The organism is Massilia sp. UYP34 (genome assembly GCF_056279385.1).
Map to the genome: position 1 here is coordinate 35,492 of NZ_JBWBRF010000015.1, position 25,872 is coordinate 61,363.

Genomic DNA, 25,872 nt, shown 5'->3' on the forward strand with positions numbered 1-25,872 from the left:
AGGAGACATACATGCAGCATCTGATCAAACCCCTCGCCCTATCCCTTGCCCTCGCCTTCGCCGCCGGCGCCGCTCCCGGCGCGCTGGCCCAGGGCAAGGAGTTCAAGGTCGCCCTCATCGCCGGCAAGACCGGCATCATGGAATCCTATGCGCGCGAGACCGAGGCCGGCTTCATGCTCGGCCTCGAATACCTGACCGGCGGCACCATGGCGATCAACGGTCGCAAGATCAAGGTGATCGTCAAGGACGACCAGAGCAAACCCGATCTGGGACGCACCCTGCTGGCCGAAGCCTACGGCGACGACCGGGTCGACATCGCCGTCGGCACCACCTCGTCCGGCTCGGCGCTGGCGATGCTGCCGGTGGCCAAGGAATACAAGAAGGTCCTGATCATCGAACCGGCGGTGGCCGACGCCATCACCGGCGACAAGTGGAACAAGTACATCTTCCGCACCGCGCGCAGCTCGATGCAGGATGCATTGGCCGCCGCCAGCACCCTCAAGGGCGGCAGCGTCGGCTTCCTGACCCAGGACTACGCCTTCGGGCGCGATGCGATCAAGGCCGGCAAGGAAGCGCTGGCCGCCACCGGCAGCGCGGCCAAGGTGGTGCACGAGGAATACGCGCCGCTGGCGACGACCGACTTCACCGCCTCGTCGCAACGCCTGTTCGACGCATTGAAGGACAAGCCGCAGCCGCGCATCCTGCAGATCGTCTGGGCCGGCCCCAACCCGATGAACAAGATCGCCGACCTCAAGCCGGAGCGCCATGGCATCGTGCTCTCCCCCGGCGGCAACATCCTGCCGGTGATGAAGACCTGGAAGAACTTCGCCGGGACCGAAGGCACGATCTACTACTATCACGGCTTCCCGAAGAACAAGATGAACGACTGGTTCGTGGCGGAGCACACCAGGCGCTTCAAGGCCCCGCCCGACATGTTCACCGCCGGCGGCATGGCGGCGGCGGGCGCGGTGGTGGCGGCGCTGACCAGGGTCCCGGACGGCAATGGCGACAAGATGGTGGCGGCGATGGAGGGCATGAGCTTCGAGACCCCGAAGGGCACGATGACCTTCCGCAAGGAAGACCACCAGGCGATCCAGCCGATGTATCACTTCCGCATCAAGAAGGACCAGAAGAACGAATGGGACTTGCTGGAACTGGTGCGCGAGATCCCGGCCACCGAGCTGCCGCTGCCGGTCAAGAACAAGCGCTGACATGACGGCGCTTGCCTCCCCCCTGGATGCACGCCGGCCGGCGCTGTCGACCCGCGACCTGACCGTGCGCTTCGGCGGCCACGTCGCGGTGAACGCGGTGACGGCGGACTTCTATCCCGGCACCCTGACCGTGATCGTCGGCCCCAACGGCGCCGGCAAGACCACCTATTTCAACCTGGTCTCGGGCCAGCTGGCGGCGACGAGCGGCAAGGTCGCGCTGCACGGCCGCGACGTCACGCGCGATGGCGCCGCGCGCCGCACCAGGCTCGGCATCGGCCGCGCCTTCCAGCTGACCAACCTGTTCCCGTACCTGACCGTGGTCGAGAACGTGCGCCTGGCGGTCCAGAGCCGCGCCGGCATGGGCCTGAACTTCTTCTCGATCTGGTCGAGCCACAAGGAGCTGATCGCGCGCGCCGAACACTACCTGGAGCGCGTTGCCCTCATGGCCCGGCGCGACATGTTCGTCGGCGCCCTGTCGCACGGCGACCAGCGCAAGCTCGAAGTGGCGATCCTGCTGGCGCTCGAGCCATCGGTGATGATGTTCGACGAACCCACGGCCGGCATGAGCGTGGACGAGGTGCCCGTGGTGCTCGACCTGATCCGCCAGGTGAAGCAGGAACGCGACAAGACCGTGCTGCTGGTCGAGCACAAGATGGACGTGGTGCGCCAGCTGGCCGACCGCATCGTCGTGCTGCACAACGGCGCGCTGGTGGCGGACGGCGATCCGCGCGAAGTGATGCAATCGAAGATCGTACAGGAAGCCTATCTTGGAACACCCGACCCCCAACCCGAACCCGAACACGCATAGGGTGGACGGCTCCGCCGTCCACGCGTTCAAGGACAGGCCGCCGACCACGGACGCCTTCAACGACACGTCGCCGGCCACGGACGCGTTATTGACCCTGTCCGGCGTGCACACCCACATCGGCCAGTACCACATCCTGCAGGGCGTCGACCTGACAGTGCGGCGCGGCGAACTGTCCGTCCTGCTGGGCCGCAACGGCGCCGGCAAGACCACGACCCTGCGCACCATCATGGGCTGTTGGCGTGCAAGCGCCGGATCGATCCATTTCGATGGCCAGGACATCACGAAGATGGCCACGCCCGACATCGCCCGCGCCGGCATCGCCTATGTGCCCGAGAACATGGCCGTGTTCTCGGAACTCACCGTGCGCGAGAACATGGTGCTGGCCGCCCGCAACGGCCCGCTGGACCAGGCCCGGGTGGACTGGATCTGCGGCTTCTTCCCGGCCCTGCGCAAGTTCTGGAACCAGCCGGCCGGGAACCTGTCGGGCGGCCAGAAGCAGATGGTGGCGATCGCGCGCGCGATCGCCGAACCGAGGAAGCTCCTGCTGGTCGACGAACCGACCAAGGGCCTGGCGCCGAGCATCGTGCAAAGCCTGGTCCGCGCCTTTCGCGAACTCAAGGAGCGCGAGACCACGATTCTGCTGGTCGAGCAGAACTTCAACTTCGTGCGCTCGCTGGGCGACGGCGTCAGCGTGATGGACGACGGCCGCGTGGCCCACGCCGGCAAGATGGCGGCGCTGGCCGGCGACGTCGCGCTGCAGCAGCGCCTGCTCGGGCTGTCGCTCGACTCCCACCAATAGGACACAGGACGAACCATGAGTGCAATCCTTCCCGCTACCGAGCCCAAGGCGAACTCCAATGCCCAGGCCGATGTCGCGCTGCCGGCGGCGAAGCGCGACATCGCGCCGCTGCTGCTGGTGCCCGCGCTGATGCTGGCCATGCTGCCGCTGGTCGGCAGCTTCCCCACCTGGCTCACCCTCACCGTCGCCGGCCTGGCGATGGGCATGATGATCTTCATCATGGCCAGCGGCCTGACCCTCGTGTTCGGCCTGATGAGCGTGCTGAACTTCGGCCACGGCGCCTTCGTCGCAGTCGGGGCGTTTACCGCCACGCTGGTCCTGCTGCCCATGCGCGGCTGGCTCGAGATGGACTCGCTCCTGATCAACCTGGGCGTGCTGGCCCTGGCCGTCACGCTGGCGATGGCCGTCACGGGCCTGTTGGGCTGGGCCTTCGAACGCATCATCGTCAAGCCGGTCTATGGCCAGCACCTCAAGCAGATCCTGATCACGATGGGCGGCATGATCGTGGCCGAACAGCTGATCCACGTGATCTGGGGCGCCGAGACGATCGCCCTGCCGCTGCCGACCGCGCTGCGCGGCGCCATCGTGTGGCAGGACGCGGCGGTGGAGAAGTACCGCCTGGTGGCGGTGGTGGTCGGGCTGGTGGTGTTCGTCGCCATGTTCCTGGTGCTCAACCGCACCAAGGTCGGCTTGCTGGTGCGCGCCGGGGTCGAGAACGGCGAAATGGTCGAGGCGCTCGGCTACCGCATCCGGCGCCTGTTCGTGGCCGTGTTCGCCGCAGGCTCGGCGCTGGCGGGCCTGGGCGGCGTGATGTGGGGCCTGTACAAGGAAACGCTCACCGCCGCGATGGGCAGCGAGATCATGGTGATGATCTTCATCGTCATCATCATCGGCGGCCTGGGCTCGGTGGGCGGCTGCTTCATCGGCGCCCTCTTGATGGCGCTGGTGGCCAACTACGCCGGCTTCCTGGCGCCGAAGATCGCCCTGGTGTCGAGCATCATCCTGATGATCTCGGTCCTGCTGTGGCGCCCGGCCGGCCTGTATTCGACGTCGCGGAGCTGAAGTCATGCCGAATTCCGTACTCCACCGACTTCTCTCCGGCGACCTGCCGCGCAGCCGCATCCTGACCGCGGTGCTGCTCGCGATCGTGCTGGGACTGGCGCTGGCGCCGTTCCTGTTTTCCGGCGCGCGTCCGCTCAATACCGCGGCCACGATCTGCGTCTACATCGTGCTGGTGGCTTCCTACGACCTGCTGCTGGGGTATACCGGCATCGTCTCGTTTGCCCACACCATGTTCTACGGCATCGGCGCCTATGGCATCGGCCTGGCCCTGGCCCGGGTCGACGAGCCCACCTGGGGCGTCATGGTGACGGGCCTGGTGATGGCGCTGCTGCTGGCCCTGGCCCTGGCCCTGGTGGTCGGCCTGTTCGCGCTGCGCGTGCGCGCCATCTTCTACGCCATGATCACGCTGGCCGTCGCTTCTTCGTTTGCCGTGCTGGCCTCGCAGTTGTCCGACCTCACCGGCGGCGAGGATGGCGTGACCTTCAGCGTGCCCGAGGTGCTGTCGCCGAGCTACCTGCTGTTCGAGAACGAGGTCTTCGGCCGCTACGTCGACGGCAAGGTGATCACCTATTACCTGGTGTTCGCCGGCTGCCTGCTGCTGTTCCTGTTCCTGCTGCGGCTGGTGAACTCACCGTTCGGCCGCGTGCTGCAGGCGATCCGCGAGAACGAGTTCCGCGCCGAGGCGCTCGGCTACCGCACCATGGTCTACCGCATCTGGGCCAACTGCCTGGCCGCGCTGGTGGCGGCGCTGGCCGGCGCCCTGATGGCGCTGTGGCTGCGCTACGTGGGGCCCAAGACCTCGCTCGGCTTCGAAGTGATGACCGACATCCTCCTGATCGTCGTCATCGGCGGCATGGGCACCATGTACGGCGCGGTGATCGGCGCCACCCTGTTCCTGCTGGCCCAGAACTACCTGAAGGAACTGATGGCGCACGCATCCACGGCGCTCGAAGGCGTGCCGTTGCTGGCCGCCGCGCTGCACCCGGACCGCTGGCTGCTGTGGCTGGGTGTGCTGTTCATCCTGTCGATCTATTTCTTCCCGATCGGGATCGTCGGCAAGCTGCGCGTGCGGGCGTGGCTGGCGCAGCGCCGCGCGCCCGGCGCCTGAGGCCGCGACCGGCAAAAAAAAGCCGGCGCCCTCGCGGGCGCCGGCTCGTTCGGCGACAACGTCGGACCTGGGCGATTACGCCTTGGCGCCCTTCTTGAATGCTTCCACGCCATTGACCAGCTCGGCCTTGGCTTCCTCGATGCCGGCCCAGCCTTCGATCTTGACCCACTTGCCCGGTTCCAGATCCTTGTAGTGCTCGAAGAAGTGCTGGATCTGCTTCAGGCGCAGCTCTTCCAGGTCGTCCAGCGACTGGATTTTCTTGTACATCGGCAGCACTTTTTCGACCGGCACCGCGATCACCTTGGCGTCGCCGCCGCCGTCATCGGTCATCTTCAGCACGCCCAGCGCGCGGCAGCGCACCACCACGCCCGGCGGCAGCGGGAACGGGGTAATGACCAGCACGTCGCATGGGTCGCCGTCGTCGGCGATGGTCTGCGGCACGTAGCCGTAGTTGCACGGATAGTGCATGGCCGTACCCATGAAACGGTCGACGAAGATCGCACCGCTGTCCTTGTCGACTTCGTATTTGACCGGATCGGCGTTCATCGGGATTTCGATGATGACGTTGAAGTCGTTCGGCACGTCTTTGCCGGCTGGAACGTTATTCAGGCTCATGGATGGTCCTTGGTTGCTGGAGAGTCAATAATAGGCCGCCATTATAGCGAAACAGGGATGGCCTGTGCGGCGCAACATCCGGCAATGGTGCGGCGGGCCGGCGCTGCCGGTCCGCCTCGACAGGCTGTTACAGGATGCTGGCCAGTGCGCACTGCCGGTAATGGCTTGCCGCCTCCTGCTCCTGCCCCAGCGCCTCGTGCATCTGGGCCAGCTTGAGGTGCGCCTCGCGCACCATCGACGGCTCGGTGGCGTCCGACAGCGCCTGCTCCAGGTAGCGCTGGGCCTTGCCCCATAACTTCTGCTTCAGGCACAGCGAACCGAGGGTCAGGGCCAGCTCGGCGTCCATCGGGCGCTCGCGGCGCCAGGTCTCGCAAGCCTCGATCTGGGCCAGGAGCGAAGGAGACCCGGACGGGCTGGCGGCGTCGCGGTAGGCGCGCACCACGCGCTCGTCCCAGCCGGCCTTGAGCGACTCTTCGGCGATCGCGCGCGCCTCGTCGTGCAGGCCGCACGCATTGAAGGCGCCGGCCGCGCGCGCCGCGACATAGGGCACGGTGCGGTCTTGCGGCGGCACCGTGGCCCAGATGCGGCGCAGCGATTCGGCGTCGTGCCCGTCGCCGCCCAGCAGCGCCTCGTAGGACAGCTCGCGCAGGCGGCTCGACAGGGCCGGATGCAGCGCGCGGCGTTTATCGAGGATGCGCACCAGGCGCAGCACCTCGGGCCAGTTGCGCGCCTGCTGGTTGGCCTTCATCGCCCACTGCAGCGCGTGGATGTGGCGCTGGCCGCTGGCATTGAGTTCGGCGACCGCCTCGAGCGCGGCCTCGGGCTGGTGGTCGTCGACCAGCAATTCGGTGACCGTCATCAGGCGCGCGGTCTTGAGGGTATGGTCGTGGGCGATCCCGGCCAGCCAGGCGTCGCGTCGCGCCGGCTCGCGCATGCGGTGCGCGGCGCGCGCGCCGATCAGGGCCGCCAGGCCCGCGTTCTCGGGCAGCTCCGCGGCGCGCATCGCGGCTTTTTCGGCGTGGCCGAAGCGGCCTTCGAACAGGGCCTTGAGCGCGTCGCGCATGCCCTTGTTGCCTTCGCGTTCGGCGCGGCGCTGGCGATAGGCGGCCACGCGCTGCGGCATCCTGAGGGTGGCGTTGATGGCGCGCACCAGGCCGTACAGCGCCAGGAAGGATGCCACCAGCAGCACCACGAACAGGTTGAGCGACATGTCGATCCGGTGCGGCGGATAGAACAGCACTACATTGCCCGGATTGAAGCGCGCCGTCACGGCAATGCCGATGGCGGCGGCCATCAGCGCGACTAACCAGAGAAGTAAACGCATTATGATCGCTTCGCTTTGTGCATGGCTTATTGTTTCGCTTTGTAATTGCGCACGGCGTTCAGGCTGTCGGCCAGCGTCGGCATCTCGATCGTCAGGTCGTTGGCCTGGACCTGGCGCAGCGCGGCCTGGCTTGATTGCGTCACGCGCGCGCGCGTGTCGAAATACCTGACCAGCATGGCCTGGGCCGTGGCCAGGTCGTCGCGGAAGGTCGCCTCGTTGCGCGACAACAGCGCCAGGCGCGCGTTCAGCAGCCGCAGCTTGAGGTTCTCGCGCACGAAGAACGATTCGCTCGGCGACAGCATCAGCGCCTCGGGCGACTCGACGCTGCGCACCCGGATCAGCTGGCGCACGTCGTCCCACATCTCCTGGCTCCACTGGGTCCAGGTCTGCAGCATGCGCTGGCCCACGCCCAGCGGCTGCGCCGCATCGGCGGCGGCCGCATTCGCCCCGGCGCCGGCTGCGGAGACGGCGGCCTCGCCCTTGCGCGCGGCGCGCAGCGGCGCCACCGGCAGCAGCGGCTTTTCGTCGGACAGCATCGGCAGCGAATCGACCTGGCCGATCACGTGGTCGAGGCGCACGGCGACGCCGGCCAGGTCCACCGCCGGCAAGGCCTTGAGCTTCTCGATGTCGCCCGCGATGGCGCGCCGGATGGTGAGGAACTGCGGGGTGTCGGCGCGCGAGACCGCGCGGTCGGCGTTCTGCAACGCGATCAAGGCGCCCTGCACGTTGCCGGCCAACTGCAGCTGCTGGCTGGCGGTCGACAGCACCTGCTCGATCTCGGTCAGCGCCCACTCGTCGCGGTTCTGCGACAAGTCCTTGTACAGCTGCTCGAGCGCCACCTGCTGGCTCTGGGCCTCGCTCTGGCGGCTTTCGAGCACGCCGACCTTGATCTGGAGTTCCTTCGACTGGTCCGCCACGTCGCGCGCCAGCGCCGCCGTCTCGGCATTGACCGCGTTGCCCTTCTGGAGGCTGCGCGCCATGTCCTGGCGCAGCGAGTTGATGCGGTTGTGCGACGAGTACGTTTGCAGCGCCAGCAGCACGGCCAGGGCGATCACGGCCAACGGCAGCGGGCGCGCTACGCGGTCGAACAGGCCAGGGCCGCCCGGCTCGCCGATGCGCGGCAGCACGGGCACGCCGCCCGTCGGCGGCGCCCCACCGGCCGGCGGCATGCCGCCTGGAGGGATGCCGCCGGCGGACGCGCCCGGCGGCGCGCCGCCCTGGCCGCCCTCGGGCTTGTGGAGGCTCGGTGCGGGCCCATTGGCCTGCGGCTGATCTGGATTGTTCGGCAATTCGTTCATTCTTGTGATTGTAACGCTGCTAGTAGGCGTGCATCTCCGGATCCCGTCAGGGTCACGTGGCGCAGGCCCAGGGCGTGCGCCGTCTCGGCAATCCGCGCATGGGGCACGACCAGGCGCTGCCGCTCGAACTGCGCCTGGAACTGCGCCCGCAACGGCGGCGGCCCCAGCGCCGCCACCAGGCCCGCCAGGCCGCGCAGGGCTTCCGAGCTCGTGATTATCCAGTCGTTTGGCTGCGCCAGCAAGGCGCGCAATCGCGCGGCCAGCTCGTCGGTCAACGAAGGGGTGGTGCGGCGGTAGGCCGCCACCGCCTCGACCGTGGCGCCGGCCGCGCGCAGGGCGTCGGCCAGCAGCTCGCGCCCGCCGTCGCCGCGCACGATCAGCACGCGCCGGCCGGCCAGGCCGCCCAAGTCCAGGGTCTGGAGCAGGTGTTCCGAATCGCTGCGGGCAGGGTCCAGCGGGCTATGGATCGTATGGCCGGGCGCCGCCACGCCATGGCGCGCCAGCGCGGCGCGGCTGCCCTCGCCCACGACCGCCAGCGGCACCGCCGGCGGCCATGCATCGAGGTGGGCGAACGCCGCATCGACCGCATTCGGCGAGACGAACACCGCCAGCGCGTAGTCATGCAGGGCGGCCAGCGCCGCACGCAACGGCGCCGGATCGTCGACCGGGGCGATCTCGAGCAGCGGCAGGACCTCGGCCGTGCGGCCGACCTGGCGCACCGCCTGCGCCAGGTCATCGGCCTGGGCGCGCGGCCGGGTGATCACGACCACGCGCGCGCGCGCCGGCGGGCCCAGCTCAGGCATCCTTGGCTGCATCCTCGGCGGCATCGACGCGGCAGGCGGCCAGGATCGCGCTGGCGTCCTGCTGCGCCAGCAGTTCGGACACCTGTTCGCCCAGGTATTCGGGCTGTTCGGCGGCGCCCGCCACCTCGGCGTGCGCGCTGCGCTTGCCGTCGGGGGTCGCGACCATGGCGCGCAGGCGCATCCGGCCGTCCTGCACGGTGGCGTAGGCCGCCAGCGGGATCTGGCAGCTGCCGCCGAAGATGCGCGACACTTTGCGTTCGGCCAGCACCGCCTGGGCGGTTTCGACGTGGTTGAGCGGCGCCAGCACGGCGCGCAGGTCGACGCCGTCGCTGCGCCGGCCGCTCAGGATCTCGATCGCCATCGCGCCCTGGCCGGCCGCCGGCAGGCTCAGTTCGGGCTCGAGCAGCGCGCGGATGCGCTGCGGCAGCCCCAGGCGCTTGAGGCCCGCGGCGGCCAGGATGATGGCCGCGTACTCGCCACGATCGAGCTTGCCGAGACGCGTGTCGAGATTGCCGCGCAGCGGCTGGATCACCAGGTGCGGGTAGCGCGCCGCGATCAGCGACTGGCGGCGCAGGCTGCTGGTGCCCACCACGGCGCCGGCCGGCAGGTCGTCGAGGCTGGCGTAGTCGTTCGACACGAACGCGTCGCGCGGGTCTTCGCGCTCGAGCACGGCAGTTAACTCAAACCCGTCAGGCAGCTCCATCGGCACGTCCTTGAGCGAGTGCACGGCCAGGTCGGCGCGGCCTTCGGCCATGGCGACCTCGAGTTCCTTGACGAACAGGCCCTTGCCGCCGACCTTGGATAGGGTGCGGTCGAGGATCTGGTCGCCGCGTGTTGTCATTCCGAGAATTTCGACGCTACATTCTGGATATAATGCGGCGAGCCGGTCGCGCACGTGCTCCGCCTGCCACATGGCCAGGCGGCTCTCGCGGGATGCGATAATCAGTTTCGCTGGCGCCTGGGGCGTCACGGTAGATTCCTGCTGTATGGCGTTTAGCACTCGAGTTCTTTCACTGTCATTGGGCCGACCCGGACGATGCCAGTAGCCGCTCCCTGCATAAGATCATAAATTTTATCATGGGGGCATCTTGCAGATCATGGCCCACCGCCATCGCACAATCATAACCTGTGGTCGACATGGACAATCCTGCTGCACCCGTAGTACAAGCCGGCGCCGACAAGGACGCCCCGCTCAAAGAAGACATCCGCCTGCTCGGCCGCCTGCTGGGCGACGTGCTGCGCGACCAGGAGGGCGACGCGGTGTTCGACATCGTCGAAACCATCCGCCAGACCGCCGTGCGTTTCCGCCGCGACGACGACCCGGATGCCGGCGAAGAGCTGGCCACCCTGCTGCACAAGCTGACGCGCGACCAGACGATTTCCGTGGTGCGCGCCTTCTCGTATTTCTCGCACCTGGCCAATATCGCCGAAGACCAGCACCACAACCGCCGCCGCCGCGCGCACCTGCTTCAAGGGTCCTCGCCGCGCTCGGGCAGCATCGGCTACGCGCTGGGCAAGCTCGCCGAGGCCGGCATCGGGCGCGACGCCGTCGACGCCTTCTTCCGCGACGCCCTGATCTCGCCGGTGCTGACCGCCCACCCGACCGAGGTCCAGCGCAAGAGCATCCTTGACGCCGAACACGACATCGCGCGCCTGCTGGCCGAGCGCGACCTGCCGCAAACGCCGAAGGAACGGCGCCGCAACGAGCAGCTGCTGCATGCCCGCATCGCCACCCTGTGGCAGACGCGCATGCTGCGCTACTCCAAGCTGACCGTGGCCGACGAGATCGAGAACGCCCTATCCTATTACCGCATCACCTTCCTGCGCGAAGTCCCGGCCCTGTACGACGACATCGAACTCGAGGTCGCCGAGCAGTATGGCGGCGATGGATCGGCGTCGGCCGCGCACGCCTCGTTCCTGCAGATGGGCAGCTGGATCGGCGGCGACCGCGACGGCAACCCGAACGTCAACGCCGACACCATGCGCCATGCGCTGACGCGCCAGTCGACCACCATCCTCGACTTCTACCTCGACGAGGTGCACGCGCTGGGCGCCGAGCTGTCGGCTTCCACCCTGCTGGTCAAGGTGTCGCCCGCGCTGGAGCAGCTGGCCGACGCCTCGCCCGACGCCTCGCCGCACCGCAGCGACGAACCCTACCGCCGCGCCCTGATCGGCATCTATGCGCGCCTGGCCGCGACCGCGCGCGAGCTGGGCGTGGGCCACATCCTGCGCAAGGAAGTCGGCCATGCCGCGCCCTATCTCGATCCGGAACTGTTCGCGGCCGACCTCGAGGTGCTGGCCGACTCGCTGCGCCAGAACCACGGCGCCATGCTGATCCAGCCGCGCCTGGCCGGCCTGCTGCGCGCCGCGCGTATCTTCGGCTTCCATCTCGCCTCGCTCGACATGCGCCAGAGCTCGGACATCCATGAACGCGTGCTGGCCGAGCTGTTCGCGCGCGCCGGGGTCGAAGCCGACTATGCGGCGCTGAACGAAGAAGACAAGCGCGCGCTGATCCTGCGCGAGCTGGCGCAGCCGCGGCCCCTGTTCTCGCCCTACGAAAGCTACGGCGACGAGACCAATTCCGAGCTGGCGATCCTGCGCTGCGCGCGCGAGATCCGCCTGCGCTACGGCCCGCGCGCGATCCGCAACTACATCATCTCGCACACCGAGACCGTATCCGACCTGCTCGAAGTGCTGCTGCTGCAGAAAGAAACGGGCCTGATGCGGATCCGCGCCGGCTCCGCGACGGCGGAGCGCAGCGACGTGATGGTGATCCCGCTGTTCGAGACCATCCCCGACCTGCAGCGCGCCGCCGGCATCATGGACGAGTGGATGGCGATTCCGCTGGTGGCCGACATCATCGAGAAACAGGGCCGGCTGCAGGAAGTCATGCTCGGCTACTCCGACTCCAACAAGGACGGCGGCTTCCTGACCTCGAACTGGGAGCTGTACCAGGCCGAGCTGAAACTGGTCGAGGTGTTCGAGCAGCGCCAGGTGAAGCTGCGCCTGTTCCACGGCCGCGGCGGCACCGTCGGCCGCGGCGGCGGCCCGAGCTACGACGCGATCCGCGCCCAGCCGCCCGGCACCGTCAACGGCCAGATCCGCCTGACCGAACAGGGCGAGATCATCGCCTCGAAATTCTCGAACCCCGAGATCGGCCGGCGCAACCTGGAGCTGCTGGTGGCGGCCACGCTGGAAGCGAGCCTGACGCCGCATGCGGCCAAGGACGGCGCCGGCGGCGTCGACGCCGGGCGCCTGCAGCGTTTCGAGTCCGTGATGGCCGAGCTGTCGAACCGCGCCTACAAGGCGTACCGCAACCTCGTGTACGAAACGCCGGGCTTCACCGACTACTTCTTCGAAGCCACGCCGATCGCCGAGATCGCGGAACTGAACCTCGGTTCGCGTCCGGCCTCGCGCAAGTCGACCCGCCGCATCGAAGACCTGCGCGCGATTCCGTGGGGCTTCTCATGGGGCCAGTGCCGCCTGCTGCTGCCGGGCTGGTTCGGGTTCGCGTCGAGCGTGACGAGCTGGCTCGACGACGCCAGCGTCGGGGGCGAGCGCGAGGCGAAACTGGAAGAACTGCGCGCGATGTACCGCGACTGGCCGTTCTTCGCCACCCTGCTGTCGAACATGGACATGGTGCTGGCCAAGACCGACCTGGCGATCGCTTCGCGCTATGCCGGCCTGGTGAGCGACGCGGGCCTGCGCGAGCGCATCTTCCGCCGCATCTCGGCCGAGCATGGCGAGACGATCCGCTGCCTGGAGGCGATCACCGGCGCCAGCGAGCGGCTGGCCGGCAACCCGCTGCTGGCGCGCTCGATCCAGAACCGCTTCGCCTACCTCGATCCGCTGAACCACCTGCAGGTGGAGCTGATCCATCGCCGCCGCAAGCTGGCCGACAATGCCGATCCGCGCGTGCATCGCGGCATTCACCTGTCGATCAATGGGGTGGCGGCGGGGTTGCGCAACACGGGCTGACGGGCGCGTTGGCGGTCTGCTCGCAACTTGGGTTCCCGCCTTCGCGGGAACGACGTGAGAAGGTTCGTGGACCGGGTCGATTTCCGATGACCACCAGCACCTGCACGTCGTCCCCGCGAAGGCGGGGACCCAAGTCGGCGGCCTCCAGATAGCACGCACAAAAAGCGCGTAAAAAAAAGCGAGCACAAAAAAACGGGCACAAAAAAAAGCCGCCTGGCGCAAGCCGGGCGGCTTTTTCACATCGCGCCAACCAGGTTAATGGTTGTGCAGGAAGGTCTTGAGCTTGTCCGAGCGCGATGGCTGGCGCAGCTTGCTCATCGCCTTGGCTTCGATCTGGCGGATGCGCTCGCGCGTCACGTCGAACTGCTTGCCCACTTCTTCCAGCGTGTGGTCGTTCGACATCTCGACGCCGTAGCGCATGCGCAGCACCTTCGCTTCGCGCGGAGTCAGCGAATCCAGCACTTCCTTGATCACGTTGCGCATCGAGGCGTGCAGCGCGGCGTCCAGCGGGGCCAGGGTCGCGTTGTCCTCGATGAAGTCGCCCAGCTGCGAATCGCCGTCCTCGCCCATCGGGGTTTCCATCGAAATCGGCTCCTTCGCGATCTTCATGATCTCGCGCACCTTATTCTCCGGCATCTCCATCTTGGCGGCCAGCGTCGGCAGATCCGGCTCGCTGCCGGTTTCCTGCATGATCTGGCGCGAGATGCGGTTCATCTTGTTGATCGTCTCGATCATGTGCACCGGCACGCGGATCGTGCGCGCCATGTCGGCGATCGAGCGCGTGATCGCCTGGCGGATCCACCAGGTCGCATAGGTCGAGAATTTATAACCGCGGCGGTATTCGAACTTGTCGACCGCCTTCAGGAGGCCGATATTGCCTTCCTGGATCAGGTCCAGGAATTGCAGGCCGCGGTTGATGTATTTCTTCGCGATCGAGATCACCAGGCGCAGGTTGGCCACTGTCATTTCGCGCTTGGCCTGGCGTGCGCGCTTCTCGCCCGCCGCCATCTGCTTGTTGATCTTGCGCAGGTCGGCCAGCGGCAGCGCCACGCGCGCCTGCAGGTCGATCATGCGCTGCTGCAGCTCCTTGATCGCCGGCAGGTTCCGGCTCAGCACCGCGCTGTACGGATAGGCGCAGTCGACTTCGCGGTCGCCCCACTGCAGGTCGGTCTCGTTGCCCGGGAAGACCTTGATGAAGTGGGCGCGCGGCATGCCGCAGCGGTTCACGCAGATGTCCAGCACGGAGCGCTCGATCGAACGCACTTCGTCCATCTGGCCGCGCAGGGAGTCGCACAGCTTTTCGACCACCTTGGCGGTGAAGCGGATGCCCAGCAGCTCGTACGAGATCACGGCCTGCGCTTCTTCGTAGGCCGGCGAACCATAGCCGTCGTTCTTGAAGGCGTGCCCCATCAGGTCGAACTGCTGCTCGATCAGCGCGAATTTCTCCAGCGCGCCCTTGCGCAACTGGGCCAGCTGCTCGGCCGAGTAGCCGGCCGCGCCGCTGGCGTTGCCGCCGTCGCCCTCTTCTTCCTCGTCCTCGACTTCGACTTCTTCCTCATCCTCCTCTTCCGCGGAAGCGGCGGCGTGGGCCACCGAGGCGGCCGGCGCCGGGGTGTCTTCGAGGTCGACGAAGCCATCGACCACGTCGTCGATCTTCAGCTCGTCGCTGGCGATCTTGTGCGACAGCGCGATGATTTCCGAGATCGTGATCGGGCACGCCGAGATGGCCTGCACCATGTCCTTCAGGCCCTGCTCGATGCGCTTGGCGATCTCGATCTCGCCTTCGCGCGTCAGCAGCGACACCGCGCCCATCTCACGCATGTACATGCGGACCGGGTCGGTGGTGCGGCCGAAATCGGAGTCGACGGTCGACAGCGCGGTCGCGGCGGCGGCCTCGACTTCGTCTTCGCTGGTCGGGGTCACGGCCTGGTCCGACAGCAGCATCATTTCGGCTTCAGGGGCGCGCTCGTAGACGGCGATGCCCATGTCGTTGAAGGTCGCGATGATGCCTTCGATCGCTTCCGGATCGATGATGTTTTCCGGCAGGTGGTCGTTGATCTCCGCATGGGTCAGGTAGCCGCGCTCCTTGCCCATGTTGATCAGGTTCTTCAGCTGCTGGCGGCGCTTTTCGAGTTCGGCTTCCGAGAAGCCGGCTTCGCTCAGCATGGCGACGCCCTTGGCCTTGCGCTCGCGCGCCTTCGAGGCGGCCTTCAGCTCGGCGCGCTCGACGGCGTTCAGCGCCGCGACTTCGTCGTTCTCCGGCACGAATTCGCTTGGCTTGCGGCCGCGGCGGCCCGGGACCTTCACCTGCGGCAGCAGGTAGCCCGAGGTGTCGATCGCGGCCAGCGCGGCGGCGTCGGTGGTCTTGCTGACGGCGCCGACGGCGCTCACGGGGACGCCGGCCGCCGGGCTGGCGTCGACGCGGCGCACGGCGCGGGCGCGCACGGCTTTCGGCACTTCCTCGGCAGCGGCCTCGGCCATCGGGACCGCGGTCGGCGCAGAAGCGGCGGTCAGAGCAGCGGCGGTCGGGGCATCCGGCTCGGCTGCCTTCAGGGCAGCCAGCTTGCCGCGCTTGCGCACGATGAGCGGCGCCACGGCCGGCTTGGCCTGCGCCTGCAGGTATTCGGCGGCCAGGTCGCTGCCGGCGTCCACCTCGGCTTCGGCGGGCGCCGCAGCGGTCACCGCTTCATGGATTGCTTCTTCGACCGCGGCGGCGACCGGGGCCAATGCAGGCGCAGCAGGTGTATCGGGCGCAGCGGCGGCAGGAGCATCTTGCTCGACTGGCACAGCGACCGGTTCGGCCGCCACCTGGCCGCCGGCGGCCAGGATGGCGTCGGCCTGCGCCTTCAGCGTGGCCAGGCGCGAGCGGGTCTTGACCACCGTCACCTTGGCCGCCGCTTCCGTTTCAAGGAAGTAGGAGGTCGCGGTTTTCGGCACTGCCAGCGGCGCCGAAGCCTTGGCCGGCGCTTTTTTCGCTGTCAGTGTCAATGTCTTGGCGGTGTTTTTCATACTTAAAACTCTCCAGTCGAGGCGAGTTGTGCGCCTGCGAAGTCAATAATCCAGCGGGATCCGCGTACGGATCCTGGGAAAGGGGGAACGGAAGTGGCCCTACCTAGGGGCGGACATGCCAGGTTTCAAGCACGACTTGCCCGGTTTTGCGCGCGCCGACACGATTCTGGGCTGCGAACGGATAGGCGATGGTCGATGTTCAAAATCGTGCTGTGCATGTCGGAACGAAAAAAAGCCCGCTAACACGGGCTTGCATCTATTTTTCTTGAAGAATAGGCGAAGGGGCCATTATGCCCCAATGCAAGTTTTGGTGATAATTGATAGATCCGATAAGGGATATACACAATTCACATAGCACCACCCTGACATGCCTTCCGTACAAGCTACTGGGCGTGTCTGCGCCGGCGCAAGCCGGACTCAAGGCAAGAGGCGGATGATACACGATTTCATGCGCCGGCGCCTCTCCCTGCCGTGAGTTTCCCAACATTTATAATTGGAACTAGTACAATGCGCGCCGAGCGCCGTGCTATCCTTCGCAATCTTGTTCTTACCATGAAGTCAATGAATACCACTACCCCTGCAGAGTCCGTCGACAACAACGCCACCACTCCGGAACCGCAGCAGACGCAAGCGCCGGCTGGCGCTGCGCCTGGCGCCGCGCCGGCGCAAGGCATGTCGGCGCGCGCTCTGCTCAAGCAGCTCCAGCAGGAGTTTCCAGCCTTCCGCGACTGCCTGCCGCTGTCGATCGGCATCGACAAGCAGTTGCTGGCCCGCATGCCGGGCCTGGACAAGAAGGTGATGCGCGCCGCGCTCGGCATCCATACCAGTTCGATGCGCTACCTGCGCGCGATGGAAAAGGCGAAAGTGCGCCATGACCTGGACGGCGCCGCCGGGGCCGAAGTGCCCGAGGCGCACCGCCTGCACGCCAAGGAACAACTGCAGCAGCGCTTCAAGAAGGAAGCCGATCGCAAGAAGGCCGAACGCGACGCCGCGCAAGAAGAAGAAAACAACCGCAAGCGCCAGGAAAAACTGCAGGCGCTGGCCTCCAAGTTCTCCAAGAGTTGAACGCAGGGCCCGAGATCGCCGGGGACGACCCGGCGCCCGATCTGCCACCGTACGTCGGCATCGACCTGGCCCGGGTGCGCCTGGTGCGCAGCGAGCAGGACGCGCGCGAGGCGCTGGCCGACCTCTTGGGCAGCGACGCGATCGGCTTCGACACCGAATCGAAGCCAACCTTCGCCAAGGGCGAGGTCTCGACCGGGCCGCACCTGGTGCAGCTCGCCACCCTGGAGACGGCCTGGCTGTTCCAGACCGCGACCCCGGCCGGCAATGCGCTGGCAATCACCGTGCTCAAACCCGTGCTCGAGGACGAGCGCGTGCTGAAGGTCGGCTTCGGCCTGGGCGACGACGTGCGGCGCTTGAAGTCCAAGTTGGGCATCGAGCTGCGCAGCGTGCTCGACCTGTCGACGGCCCTGCGCCGGCGCGGCGAACGCAACCCGCTCGGCGCGAGGAGCGCGGTCGAGCGCTTCCTGGGCCAGCGCCTGCAAAAATCCAAGCGCATCACCACCACCAACTGGGCCCTGCCCCGGCTGTCGGACAAGCAGTTGCAGTATGCGGCCGACGATGCGCATGCGGCATTGAAGATCTACCGGCACTGGAAGGCGAATCCGCCGGCGTCGAAAGCCTGAAGGATCGCCGCAGGGTGGACCGGGGCGCGCAGCCGGCTCAACATCCACCTGTCCACCCGTTCACCCGTCCACGCTCTCCCCCGCGCCTGCCCCGCCCCTCGAAGAAAGAACGATCCCCCGGCAATTCGCGCTATCATTCCCACCATCTTCGATGCCGGTGGGAGCACATGAGATCACGACGCCTTCGCCTGTTTTTCGCTTCCCTGCTCGGCGCGCTTGCCTGCACGGCCACGGCGGCGCCGCAAACCGTCCCCGACACCCTCGACCAGCGCCTGCTCGCCTGCGCCACCTGCCATGCGCGGGTCGACGCGCGCGGCAATCCGGTCAATGACAGCTTCTATCCGCGCCTGCAGGGCAAGCCGGCCGGGTACCTGCATCACCAGCTGCTCAACTTTCGCGACGGGCGGCGCCAGTATCCCTTGATGACCTACCTGGTCGACCACCTGCCCGACGCGTACCTGCGCGAGATCGCGCGCCACTTCGCGGCCCAGCCGCCGACCGTGCTGCCGCCCCAGCCTTCCGGCTTGTCGGGCGCCGTGCTCGAGCGCGGGCGCCGGCTGGTGCTCGACGGCGACGCCGCGCGCAAGATCCCGGCCTGCGTTGCCTGCCATGGCGCGCGCCTGACCGGCGTGCAGCCGAACATCCCGGGCCTGCTCGGACTGCCGCGCGACTACCTCAACGCGCAGTTCGGCGCCTGGCGCAACAAGGTGCGGCGCGCGCACGCGCCGGACTGCATGGCCGACATCACCGCGCGCCTGTCGCTGGAAGACGTGGCCGCCGTGTCGGGCTGGCTGGCGGCGCAGCCGATGCCGCCAGACCCGCGCCCGGCCGAGTCCATCGCGCGCCCACTGCCGCTGGCCTGCGGCAGCGATCCGGAGGCGCGATGAAGCCGCTGCGCCTCGCCCTCTTCGTGGTCGTCCTGCTCGTGCTGGCCGCGGTGGCGCTGGCGTGGCCGCGCGCCGAGCATATCCCGGCGCGCTCGCCGCAGGCTTACGCGCCGTCCGCCGCCAATATCGAGCGCGGCGCCTACCTGGCCCGGGCCGGCGACTGCATCGCCTGCCATACGGCGCGCGGCGGCGTGGCGTACGCCGGCGGCCGCGCCCTCGACACGCCGTTCGGGCGCTTCTACGGACCGAATATCACGCCCGACAAGGAAACCGGCATCGGCGACTGGAGCGCGGACGACTTCTGGAACGCCCTGCACAACGGCATCGCCCGGGATGGCCGCCTGCTCTACCCTGCCTTCCCCTATCCGAACTACACGAAGGTCACGCGCGACGACTCGGACGCCCTGTTCGCCTACTTGCGCAGCCTGGCGCCAGAGCGTCAGCCGAACCGGCCGCACGAGCTGGACTTCCCCTACGACAGCCAGGCGCTGCTGGCCGGCTGGCGCCTGCTGTACTTCCGCCCCGGCGTGCACGCGGCGCAGCCGGCGCGCGGCGCCGAATGGAATCGCGGCGCCTACCTGGTCGAGGGCCTGGGGCACTGCAGCGCCTGCCACAGCACGCGCAACCAGTTCGGCGCGCACCAGGAAGGACTCGACGGTGGCCTGATTCCCACGCTGGGCTGGTATGCGCCGTCGCTCACGTCCGGCGGCGAGGCCGGCATGAAAGACTGGGACCGGGAACACATCGTGGCGCTGCTCGGCACCGGCATCTCGCCGCGCGGCGCGGCGACCGGGCCGATGGCCGAAGTGGTGGCGCGCAGCCTGCAGCACCTGACGCCGGACGACCTGGGCGCGATGGCGAGCTATCTGCAGTCCCTGCCCGCGACACCCGCGCGTCAGCCGGATCGCATGCCGCCGGCGGACGAGCAGGTGCTGCTCGAGGGTCGCCGCATCTACGCGGCCAGTTGCGCGCAATGCCATGGCGACGATGGGCGCGGCAAGCTGCCCGCCTATCCGCCGCTGGCGGGAAACCGCGCCGTGACCTTGACGCCGGCGGTGAACGTGATCCGCATGACGGTCAATGGCGGCTTCCCGCCCGGGACGAAGGGCAATCCCCGCCCCTACGGCATGCCGCCCTTCGGCCACGAGCTCGACGACGCCCAGGTGGCGGCGGTGCTGACCTGGATTCGTGCCAGCTGGGGCAATGCGGCGCCGCCCGTGACCGCGGTCGAGGTGAACCGGCACCGGGCGATCAGCGGCGACTGACCCCGCATGGTGGCGTCCTCTGCCGTTGCCTGCCCGAACCGGACGGCTGGGTACGCATGGTCGTGCTATCGTCGTGACCAACTTTTTCCGTGAACCGATCAGGCTCAATTTGGCGGCCTGCGCGCCCGCGCCGCCCTGAGCCGGCCCGAAAGGATAAGCATGAACCGTTTTAATGAAAAGACCGTGCTGGTCACCGGTGCGGCCTCCGGCATTGGCCTGGCGGCCGCCCGCCGCTTCCTCGATGAAGGCGCGCGCGTCGTGATGCTTGATATCGATGGCGACACGCTGAAGCAGGCTGCCTCCGGCCTGCCCCAGGACCGCGTTCTCATGCAGGTTGGCGACACCGCCGCCAGGGAGACCGCGACCGCCGCCGTCCAGGCGGCCGTCGAGCGCTTCGGCGGCCTGCATATCCTGATCAACAACGCCGGCATGGCCACCGAAGGCGACATCACGCAGACCAGCGAAGAAGACTTCGAACGCGTCATGGCGGTCAATGTCGGCGGCTACTATCACATGGCCAAGGCGGCGATGCCCGAACTCGTGAAGGTGCGCGGCGCAATCGTCATGACCTCGTCGGTGTCCGGGCTCGGCGGCGACTGGAATCTGTTTGCCTACAACACGTCCAAGGGCGCCGTCAGCAATATGGTGCGGGCGATGGCGATGGATGCCGCGAAGGACGGCGTGCGGGTGAACGCGGTCAATCCGAGCTTCACGAAAACCGGGATGACCGAGGACATGGTGAGCGACCCCGAGCTGGTGGCCAAGTTCAGGGAACGCATGCCGCTCGGCGCGCCGGAGGATCCGGAGGGCGTGGCGGCGGCGATGGCGTTCCTGGCGAGCGAGGATGCGCGCCTGATTACCGGCGTGAACCTGCCGGTGGATGCGGGGTTGATGGCGTCGAACGGACAGCCACCGCAGTAAGCCTCTTTACCCAAGACCTTGTCATGCCACGCGCAGTAATGGGATAAACAGCTCAGAAGAGTTTTTTTGGAGGAGCGAAGCTTTTCGCTCTCTCGCGTCTTCGCATGCAGCGCCGCCACGCCAATGTGCTGATTGCGACCAGGAGCACCCAGAACAAGAACGTCAAACCCAGCCGTGGCCACAGGACATCGTCCAGACCGATCAATATCGACAAAGGGTCTCTGGCCACCGAGCCGAGCGGCGATGTCCCCTGGCTATCTGCAAGAAATGGCAGCGGAAACCCATAGGCGAGCACCAGGCAATGGATCGGCGTGCCCAGATTGCCGCAAACCGCTTCGACGCGTCCTGGCACGATCAGCGACAGGTAGGTGAAGGCGACTGCAATGACGAAACACGATGCAATCAATCTCATGCGCGAAGCGGTTCTGCCCATCGGAGCCCTCAGCATCGGCCAGTGTTTCCTGATCCCGCGCCTTCAACCTCCTGGCCCAAACGGGATTTCGGGGCAGCTTATCACATCGTCCTTATCGCAGCGCTCCTTGGTGGCACTGGCCGCTAACAGCGCTGGAATGGCTGCACGCCGTGCATGTTCCTTCGCATTCGCCGCCGGGCCTGAGCGCCGCAAATGACGTGCATTGAACACTTCACGCGTGACGCAATTCACGATAGGCCACAACTGATTCCTGGATCGATCAAACCATGTCAGCGAACGCTATCCGATCCGTGGTCGCATTGCGCGCATCCTCGACCCGCACCTTGTGCGCCGCCAGCAGCCCCTCGAGCGAAGCATTCATCGTGTGGCAGCCGGCATCGATCCCCTTGTTCAGCTGGGCCCGGATGCCGCCCAGATCCCCGGTCTCGAGCATCCGCACGACCGCCGGACCCGGCGTCAGGCATTCGGTCGCCAGATAGTAGCGGTTGCCCTCGACCGACGGCAGCAGGGCCTGGCACAGGACACCGCGCAGCGCATGCGCCAGGGCCTGCGCCTGCGCCTCCGAATTGCCCAGCAGGCGCAACATCTTCTGCAAGCCGAGCTCGGTCGAGCGCGCATGCAGGGTCGCCAGCACCAGCGGCCCCGACTCGGCCAGCGCCAGCGCCTCCTGCGCCGTCTGCGCATCGCGGATCTCGCCGATCATGATCACGTCCGGGCGCTCGCGCAGCGCGTCCAGCGCCCCGAGGTAGTAACTCTCGACGTCGCCATCCTCGCCCACCTCGCGCTGCGTGATGATGCACCTGCGCTGCGGGATCAAGGTCTCGACCGGATCCTCGATGGTGATGATGTGCCCCGAGCGCTGCCGGTTGATCTCGTCCAGGATCGAGGCGATGGTGGTGGACTTGCCCTGGCAGGTGTCGCCGATGATCAGCACCAGCCCGCTGGTCAGCTGCGCAAACTCGCGCTCGTCATCCCACAGGCCGAGTTCGCCCAGCGCAATCGGCTCCTTCGGAAAGCGCCGGATCACGCACCCGATGCGCTTGCCGCCCTGGAAGCGGAAACAGTTGGCGCGGATGCGCGCCGTATGCAGGTCGATCGAACGGTCGAAGGCGCGCGAGGCGATGCGCTGCGGCCAGTTCGGCTCGATCACATCGAAGAACTCTTCCAGTTCTTCCTTCGTGATCGGCGAGTCGGTCACCGCCACCAGGCCTTTCGGCTGGCGCAGCATCAGCGGGCTGTTTTGATGGATGATGATGTCCGAGAACACGAGCTTGGAGTTCAGCAGGTGCAGGATCTGCTGCACCAGGGTCTCGAACACCGGGTGGTCTTCGTTTTCGATGTACGAAAGTGTGGGGATCTGCGAGGACTGGTGGTATTCCATCTGGCGGCAAGGAGAAAACACGTTCCAGGCATTATAGAACTGGAATGTTGCACCAGAGTAAAAATATCGTCAGCGTGAAAAACTCGCAACAATGCGGTCGCCAAACACCGTGATGATCACGCCCAGGGCCACCACCAGCGCACCGCACAGACGCGCCGGCGACACCTCGCGCCTGGCCATGTTGATCAGCCCGAAATGGTCGATCGCCAACGAACTGAGCAGCTGGCCGGCGATCACCAGCACCACCAGCGTCAAGAGGCCGATGCGCGGCGCCAGGAACACGGTGCCGAGCACGAACGCCGCGCCCATGAAGCCGCCCAGGAATTTCCAGGCCGGCTGCGACGGCAGCGCCGCCAGGGTCGTCCCCAGGCCGGCCACGCCGCCCTTGGCCAGCGCCATTGCGAGCAGCGCCGCCGTGCCGCAACTGAACGAGATCAGCGCCGCCATGATCGAATTGGCCCCGATCGAATGGGCCAGCTGGCTGTTCACCGCGGCCTGCGCCGACATCGCCACGCCGATGCAGAAGGCCGCCGCCAATAAAATCAGGTTCATCTCGGTACGTCCTGGCAAAAAACGCACGATTCTAGTGCATTCCGGGCCGGCGCGTCGGCACGCCCCGTCGCGTACTCGTGCATTTCATCCCCGGCAAGCTGCAATTCGTCGCAAACGGCGCTTGCGGATCCGCCCGGCTCGCTAGGATGGCTGCCATACCAACGATTCACGGAGTCTACGATGCCAGCCTTTCAACCATCCCTTGCCGTGCGCACCCTGCTGGTGGCCGCCACCCTCGCCTGCGCCGCCGCGCCGGCGCCCGCCATGGCCTGGCCGTTCGGCGGCGAAAAAGTCGAAGGCAGCGGCAGCGTGACGCGCCAGGCGCGCCAGGTCGAGCGTTTCACCGGCATCGCGCTCGAGCTGCCGGCCCAGCTGGAACTACGCATGGGCACTACCGAGGGCATCACGATCGAGACCGACGACAACCTGCAACACCTGATCGAGACCGAGGTCGACGACGGCGTGCTGCGCATCCGGCCAACGAAGCGCAATATGAATTTGCGTGCGCGCACCATGAAAATCGTCGTCAACGCGCGCCAGATCGAGCGCCTGTCGCTGGGCGGCTCGGGCACCATCGATGCCGAGGCGCTGCGCGCCCCGAACCTGCGCTTCAACCTGGGCGGCTCGGGCAAGATGCGCATCGCCAGCCTGGACGCCGACAAGGTCTCGGTCAGCGTCGGCGGCAGCGGCGATTTCCGCGCCAACGGCGGCAAGGCGCGCGACGTGTCGGTGTCGATCGGGGGTTCCGGCAATGTCGACCTGGGCAAGGTCGCGGCCGACAGCGCCAGCGTCAGCGTGGCCGGCTCGGGCGACGTGACGGTCTGGGCCAAAAAAGAACTGAGCATGTCGATCGCCGGATCCGGCGACGTCAAGTACTACGGCGACCCGCAGCTGCGCACCTCGGTCGCCGGCTCGGGCAAGTCGCGCCGGCTGGGCGACGCGCCGCACTGACCGGGAAAGCGGCGCGCACTGATCGGCAAAGCGGCGCCTGCCGGGACAGGCTCCTTGGACAGGCGCTTAAAGCGCGCCGCGCAGCACTTCGCGCTCGACCTGCACCGTGTCCGCGCCGTCGGTCAGCCATATCTGGCCGTCCTGGATCGTGCACTGCAGCTGCATCGAACGCTGCGCCATCTTTTCCAGTTGCGCGCTGATCTCGGACGGGATGTTGATCACGCTGACGTTCTTCGCGCGCTCGATCTTGCCCGCCAGGCCCTTGAACCAGATGGCGCTGGTCGCGCTGTAGCTGTACACCACCACTTTTTCGGCGCGGCCGGCGGCCTTCAGCAGGCGCTTCTCGTCCGGCTGGCCGACCTCGATCCAGGTCTGGATGGCGCCGGTCAGGTCCTTCAGCCACAGCGCCGGCTCCTCGACGTCGAACAAGTCCTTGCCGTAGGCGAGCGCAGGGTCGGCGTGCAGGGCGAAGGCCAGCAGGCGGATCATCACGCGTTCTTCGGTCTCGGACGGATGCCGGGCGATGGTCAGGCTATGCTCCTGATAGTAGTTCCGGTCCATGTCGGCGATCGACAGGTCGGCCTTGTAGATGGTCGCTTTGATAGCCATTGTTGCGTGCGCTCGTGTGTGCTGGAGGATGAAAACCCGCTATTGTCGCATGCGCGGCGACTGCCGGGTTCCCCGCCGGTATAGACTGGCCGTCTCACCGAACATGGAGATCGCGATGACCAATGCTTTTCCTCCGAACCAGCAGTTCCTGCTTGCCGCGCGCCCGGTCGGGCTGCCCAGGCGCGAAGACTGGCGGTTCCACGAACAGGCCGTGCCCGAACCGGGCGAAGGCGAGGTCGTGGTCAAGGTCCTGTACCTGTCGCTCGATCCCGCCATGCGCGGCTGGATGAACGAAGGCAGATCGTATATCCGTCCGGTGGCGATCGGCGAAGTCATGCGCGCCGGCGGCGTCGGCGTGGTGGTGGCCTCGCGCTCGGACCGCTTCGCCGTGGGCGACTACGTGATGGGCGGCACCGGCGTGCAGCGCTACTGGTCCGGCCCGGCCGACGACAAGAGCGCCAACCTGGCCAGGATCGATCCGCAAGCGGGTCACCTGACGGCCTGGCTCAACCTGCTGGGCATGCCCGGCATGACGGCGTACTTCGGCCTGCGCGAGGTCGGCCAGGCCAGGGCCGGCGAGACGGTGGTGGTGTCGGGCGCGGCCGGCGCGGTCGGCATGGCCGTGGGCCAGCTCGCCAGGCAGATGGGCTGCCGCGTGGTCGGCATCGCCGGCGGGTTTGACAAGTGCGCCTTCGTCGTCGACCGTCTCGGCTTCGACGCCTGCATCGACTACAAGGCCGGCCAGCTCGGCGCCGCGCTCAGGCAGCATTGCCCGCAGGGCGTCGACGTCTATTTCGACAACGTCGGCGGCGAGATCCTCGACGCCGTCCTCACCCGCATCAACATGAAGGCGCGCATCGTGATCTGCGGCGCGATCTCGCAGTACAACGCGACCGCGCCGGTGAAGGGCCCGGCCAACTACCTGGCGCTGCTGGTCAATCGCGCGCGCATGGAAGGCATGGTCGTGTTCGACTACGCGGCGCGCTATCCCGAAGCCGTGGCCCAGCTCGGCGAATGGCTCAAGCAGGGCGCGATCCAGAGCCATGAACACGTGGTCGACGGCTTCGAGCAGTTCCCGCAAGCGCTCCTGATGCTGTTCGAAGGCCGCAACCTCGGCAAGCTGGTGCTGAAAGTGGCGGACGCCTGAAGAACTTGTCGCCGCCTCCATGG

At 67.3% G+C, this 25,872-nt stretch carries 23 protein-coding genes; 13 read left to right on the forward strand and 10 right to left on the reverse strand.

Going from position 1 to position 25,872, the window contains the following annotated elements; all coding sequences use genetic code 11:
- Window positions 1-11 precede the first annotated feature (11 nt).
- The 5 genes from ACZ9AQ_RS18925 to ACZ9AQ_RS18945 all read left to right on the forward strand — a co-directional run bounded on the left by ACZ9AQ_RS18925 (window position 12) and on the right by ACZ9AQ_RS18945 (window position 4,988).
- The gene (locus ACZ9AQ_RS18925) at window positions 12-1,211 is read left to right on the forward strand and encodes a substrate-binding domain-containing protein (RefSeq protein ID WP_429206235.1); all 1,200 of its coding nucleotides are present in this window, start codon (window positions 12-14) and stop codon (window positions 1,209-1,211) included.
- A 1-nt stretch (window position 1,212) separates the two neighbouring features.
- Window positions 1,213-2,019, forward strand: a complete 807-nt coding sequence (locus tag ACZ9AQ_RS18930) for an ABC transporter ATP-binding protein (protein WP_429206237.1) — start codon at window positions 1,213-1,215, stop codon at window positions 2,017-2,019.
- A gap of 88 nt (window positions 2,020-2,107) precedes the next feature.
- On the forward strand, window positions 2,108-2,818 hold the full coding sequence (locus tag ACZ9AQ_RS18935) for an ABC transporter ATP-binding protein (protein ID WP_429206332.1): 711 nt from the start codon (window positions 2,108-2,110) through the stop codon (window positions 2,816-2,818).
- 15 nt (window positions 2,819-2,833) lie between these two features.
- Window positions 2,834-3,880, forward strand: a complete 1,047-nt coding sequence (locus ACZ9AQ_RS18940; RefSeq protein WP_429206239.1) for a branched-chain amino acid ABC transporter permease — start codon at window positions 2,834-2,836, stop codon at window positions 3,878-3,880.
- Between the two features lie 4 nt (window positions 3,881-3,884).
- Window positions 3,885-4,988, forward strand: coding sequence for a branched-chain amino acid ABC transporter permease (locus ACZ9AQ_RS18945; RefSeq protein ID WP_429206241.1), 1,104 nt, complete (start codon window positions 3,885-3,887; stop codon window positions 4,986-4,988).
- Between the two features lie 75 nt (window positions 4,989-5,063).
- Here ACZ9AQ_RS18945 and ppa read toward each other — a convergent pair whose 3' ends face one another.
- From ppa to hemC, 5 genes are all read right to left on the reverse strand, one after another.
- Complete coding sequence (gene ppa, locus ACZ9AQ_RS18950) at window positions 5,064-5,603, reverse strand: inorganic diphosphatase (RefSeq protein ID WP_429206243.1); 540 nt, start codon at window positions 5,601-5,603, stop codon at window positions 5,064-5,066.
- Window positions 5,604-5,730: 127 nt separating this feature from the next.
- Window positions 5,731-6,927 (reverse strand): heme biosynthesis protein HemY, encoded by a 1,197-nt coding sequence (locus tag ACZ9AQ_RS18955; protein ID WP_429206245.1) that lies wholly within the window; start codon window positions 6,925-6,927, stop codon window positions 5,731-5,733.
- 26 nt (window positions 6,928-6,953) lie between these two features.
- Window positions 6,954-8,225 carry a uroporphyrinogen-III C-methyltransferase gene (locus ACZ9AQ_RS18960; RefSeq protein ID WP_429206247.1) on the reverse strand — a complete coding sequence of 424 codons (1,272 nt, stop codon included), beginning with the start codon at window positions 8,223-8,225 and terminating at the stop codon, window positions 6,954-6,956.
- Window positions 8,222-9,028 (reverse strand): uroporphyrinogen-III synthase, encoded by an 807-nt coding sequence (locus ACZ9AQ_RS18965; RefSeq protein ID WP_429206249.1) that lies wholly within the window; start codon window positions 9,026-9,028, stop codon window positions 8,222-8,224. Before ACZ9AQ_RS18965 ends, ACZ9AQ_RS18960 begins: the two co-directional genes overlap by 4 nt.
- On the reverse strand, window positions 9,021-9,998 hold the full coding sequence (hemC, locus tag ACZ9AQ_RS18970; RefSeq protein ID WP_429206251.1) for a hydroxymethylbilane synthase: 978 nt from the start codon (window positions 9,996-9,998) through the stop codon (window positions 9,021-9,023). The genes ACZ9AQ_RS18965 and hemC overlap by 8 nt, the downstream gene beginning before the upstream one ends.
- Window positions 9,999-10,165: 167 nt before the next feature.
- Between hemC and ppc the strand changes: the two genes are divergently transcribed.
- On the forward strand, window positions 10,166-13,006 hold the full coding sequence (gene ppc, locus ACZ9AQ_RS18975; protein ID WP_429206253.1) for a phosphoenolpyruvate carboxylase: 2,841 nt from the start codon (window positions 10,166-10,168) through the stop codon (window positions 13,004-13,006).
- A gap of 255 nt (window positions 13,007-13,261) precedes the next feature.
- Here ppc and rpoD read toward each other — a convergent pair whose 3' ends face one another.
- Window positions 13,262-16,015, reverse strand: a complete 2,754-nt coding sequence (gene rpoD / locus ACZ9AQ_RS18980; RefSeq protein WP_429206254.1) for an RNA polymerase sigma factor RpoD — start codon at window positions 16,013-16,015, stop codon at window positions 13,262-13,264.
- A 561-nt stretch (window positions 16,016-16,576) separates the two neighbouring features.
- Here rpoD and ACZ9AQ_RS18985 point away from each other — a divergent pair.
- From ACZ9AQ_RS18985 to budC, 5 genes are all read left to right on the forward strand, one after another.
- Window positions 16,577-17,080 carry a ProQ/FINO family protein gene (locus tag ACZ9AQ_RS18985; RefSeq protein ID WP_429206256.1) on the forward strand — a complete coding sequence of 168 codons (504 nt, stop codon included), beginning with the start codon at window positions 16,577-16,579 and terminating at the stop codon, window positions 17,078-17,080.
- Window positions 17,077-17,703, forward strand: a complete 627-nt coding sequence (locus ACZ9AQ_RS18990) for a 3'-5' exonuclease (RefSeq protein WP_429206258.1) — start codon at window positions 17,077-17,079, stop codon at window positions 17,701-17,703. The genes ACZ9AQ_RS18985 and ACZ9AQ_RS18990 overlap by 4 nt, the downstream gene beginning before the upstream one ends.
- A 167-nt stretch (window positions 17,704-17,870) precedes the next feature.
- On the forward strand, window positions 17,871-18,590 hold the full coding sequence (locus ACZ9AQ_RS18995; protein ID WP_429206260.1) for a c-type cytochrome: 720 nt from the start codon (window positions 17,871-17,873) through the stop codon (window positions 18,588-18,590).
- Window positions 18,587-19,855 carry a cytochrome c gene (locus ACZ9AQ_RS19000; protein WP_429206262.1) on the forward strand — a complete coding sequence of 423 codons (1,269 nt, stop codon included), beginning with the start codon at window positions 18,587-18,589 and terminating at the stop codon, window positions 19,853-19,855. The genes ACZ9AQ_RS18995 and ACZ9AQ_RS19000 overlap by 4 nt, the downstream gene beginning before the upstream one ends.
- Window positions 19,856-20,014: 159 nt before the next feature.
- Window positions 20,015-20,776, forward strand: a complete 762-nt coding sequence (gene budC / locus ACZ9AQ_RS19005; RefSeq protein WP_429206264.1) for a meso-2,3-butanediol dehydrogenase — start codon at window positions 20,015-20,017, stop codon at window positions 20,774-20,776.
- A 52-nt stretch (window positions 20,777-20,828) separates the two neighbouring features.
- Here the strand turns inward: budC and ACZ9AQ_RS19010 are convergent, their stop codons facing one another.
- The 3 genes from ACZ9AQ_RS19010 to ACZ9AQ_RS19020 all read right to left on the reverse strand — a co-directional run bounded on the left by ACZ9AQ_RS19010 (window position 20,829) and on the right by ACZ9AQ_RS19020 (window position 23,142).
- A complete protein-coding gene (locus ACZ9AQ_RS19010; RefSeq protein WP_429206266.1) occupies window positions 20,829-21,224 on the reverse strand; it encodes a hypothetical protein in 396 nt (131 codons plus the stop codon).
- A gap of 244 nt (window positions 21,225-21,468) precedes the next feature.
- Complete coding sequence (locus tag ACZ9AQ_RS19015) at window positions 21,469-22,590, reverse strand: type IV pilus twitching motility protein PilT (RefSeq protein ID WP_429206333.1); 1,122 nt, start codon at window positions 22,588-22,590, stop codon at window positions 21,469-21,471.
- Window positions 22,591-22,659: 69 nt separating this feature from the next.
- The gene (locus ACZ9AQ_RS19020; protein ID WP_429206268.1) at window positions 22,660-23,142 is read right to left on the reverse strand and encodes a DMT family transporter; all 483 of its coding nucleotides are present in this window, start codon (window positions 23,140-23,142) and stop codon (window positions 22,660-22,662) included.
- Window positions 23,143-23,322: 180 nt separating this feature from the next.
- Between ACZ9AQ_RS19020 and ACZ9AQ_RS19025 the strand changes: the two genes are divergently transcribed.
- On the forward strand, window positions 23,323-24,093 hold the full coding sequence (locus ACZ9AQ_RS19025; protein WP_429206270.1) for a head GIN domain-containing protein: 771 nt from the start codon (window positions 23,323-23,325) through the stop codon (window positions 24,091-24,093).
- A 66-nt stretch (window positions 24,094-24,159) separates the two neighbouring features.
- Here the strand turns inward: ACZ9AQ_RS19025 and ACZ9AQ_RS19030 are convergent, their stop codons facing one another.
- Window positions 24,160-24,702, reverse strand: coding sequence for a YaeQ family protein (locus ACZ9AQ_RS19030; RefSeq protein ID WP_429206272.1), 543 nt, complete (start codon window positions 24,700-24,702; stop codon window positions 24,160-24,162).
- 115 nt (window positions 24,703-24,817) lie between these two features.
- On the opposite strand from ACZ9AQ_RS19030, the gene ACZ9AQ_RS19035 reads away from it, so the two are divergent.
- Entirely contained in the window at window positions 24,818-25,849 is a 1,032-nt protein-coding gene (locus ACZ9AQ_RS19035) for an NADP-dependent oxidoreductase (protein ID WP_429206274.1), read from the forward strand.
- Window positions 25,850-25,872 lie beyond the last annotated feature (23 nt).

Excerpts from the sequence above, each read along its gene's own strand:
- ACZ9AQ_RS18995 (WP_429206260.1), top strand. The coding sequence starts at position 17,871 with ATGAGATCACGACGCCTTCGCCTGTTTTTCGCTTCCCTGCTCGGCGCG.
- ACZ9AQ_RS18945 (WP_429206241.1), top strand. The coding sequence starts at position 3,885 with ATGCCGAATTCCGTACTCCACCGACTTCTCTCCGGCGACCTGCCGCGC.
- ACZ9AQ_RS18940 (WP_429206239.1), top strand. The coding sequence starts at position 2,834 with ATGAGTGCAATCCTTCCCGCTACCGAGCCCAAGGCGAACTCCAATGCC.
- rpoD (WP_429206254.1), bottom strand. The coding sequence starts at position 16,015 with ATGAAAAACACCGCCAAGACATTGACACTGACAGCGAAAAAAGCGCCG.
- ACZ9AQ_RS18985 (WP_429206256.1), top strand. The coding sequence starts at position 16,577 with ATGAATACCACTACCCCTGCAGAGTCCGTCGACAACAACGCCACCACT.
- ACZ9AQ_RS19030 (WP_429206272.1), bottom strand. The coding sequence starts at position 24,702 with ATGGCTATCAAAGCGACCATCTACAAGGCCGACCTGTCGATCGCCGAC.
- ACZ9AQ_RS19025 (WP_429206270.1), top strand. The coding sequence starts at position 23,323 with ATGCCAGCCTTTCAACCATCCCTTGCCGTGCGCACCCTGCTGGTGGCC.
- budC (WP_429206264.1), top strand. The coding sequence starts at position 20,015 with ATGAACCGTTTTAATGAAAAGACCGTGCTGGTCACCGGTGCGGCCTCC.
- ACZ9AQ_RS19020 (WP_429206268.1), bottom strand. The coding sequence starts at position 23,142 with ATGAACCTGATTTTATTGGCGGCGGCCTTCTGCATCGGCGTGGCGATG.
- ACZ9AQ_RS18965 (WP_429206249.1), bottom strand. The coding sequence starts at position 9,028 with ATGCCTGAGCTGGGCCCGCCGGCGCGCGCGCGCGTGGTCGTGATCACC.
- ACZ9AQ_RS18925 (WP_429206235.1), top strand. The coding sequence starts at position 12 with ATGCAGCATCTGATCAAACCCCTCGCCCTATCCCTTGCCCTCGCCTTC.
- ACZ9AQ_RS18960 (WP_429206247.1), bottom strand. The coding sequence starts at position 8,225 with ATGAACGAATTGCCGAACAATCCAGATCAGCCGCAGGCCAATGGGCCC.
- ACZ9AQ_RS18930 (WP_429206237.1), top strand. The coding sequence starts at position 1,213 with ATGACGGCGCTTGCCTCCCCCCTGGATGCACGCCGGCCGGCGCTGTCG.
- ACZ9AQ_RS19035 (WP_429206274.1), top strand. The coding sequence starts at position 24,818 with ATGACCAATGCTTTTCCTCCGAACCAGCAGTTCCTGCTTGCCGCGCGC.
- ACZ9AQ_RS19000 (WP_429206262.1), top strand. The coding sequence starts at position 18,587 with ATGAAGCCGCTGCGCCTCGCCCTCTTCGTGGTCGTCCTGCTCGTGCTG.
- ACZ9AQ_RS18955 (WP_429206245.1), bottom strand. The coding sequence starts at position 6,927 with ATGCGTTTACTTCTCTGGTTAGTCGCGCTGATGGCCGCCGCCATCGGC.
- ACZ9AQ_RS19010 (WP_429206266.1), bottom strand. The coding sequence starts at position 21,224 with ATGCTGAGGGCTCCGATGGGCAGAACCGCTTCGCGCATGAGATTGATT.
- ppa (WP_429206243.1), bottom strand. The coding sequence starts at position 5,603 with ATGAGCCTGAATAACGTTCCAGCCGGCAAAGACGTGCCGAACGACTTC.
- ACZ9AQ_RS19015 (WP_429206333.1), bottom strand. The coding sequence starts at position 22,590 with ATGGAATACCACCAGTCCTCGCAGATCCCCACACTTTCGTACATCGAA.
- ppc (WP_429206253.1), top strand. The coding sequence starts at position 10,166 with ATGGACAATCCTGCTGCACCCGTAGTACAAGCCGGCGCCGACAAGGAC.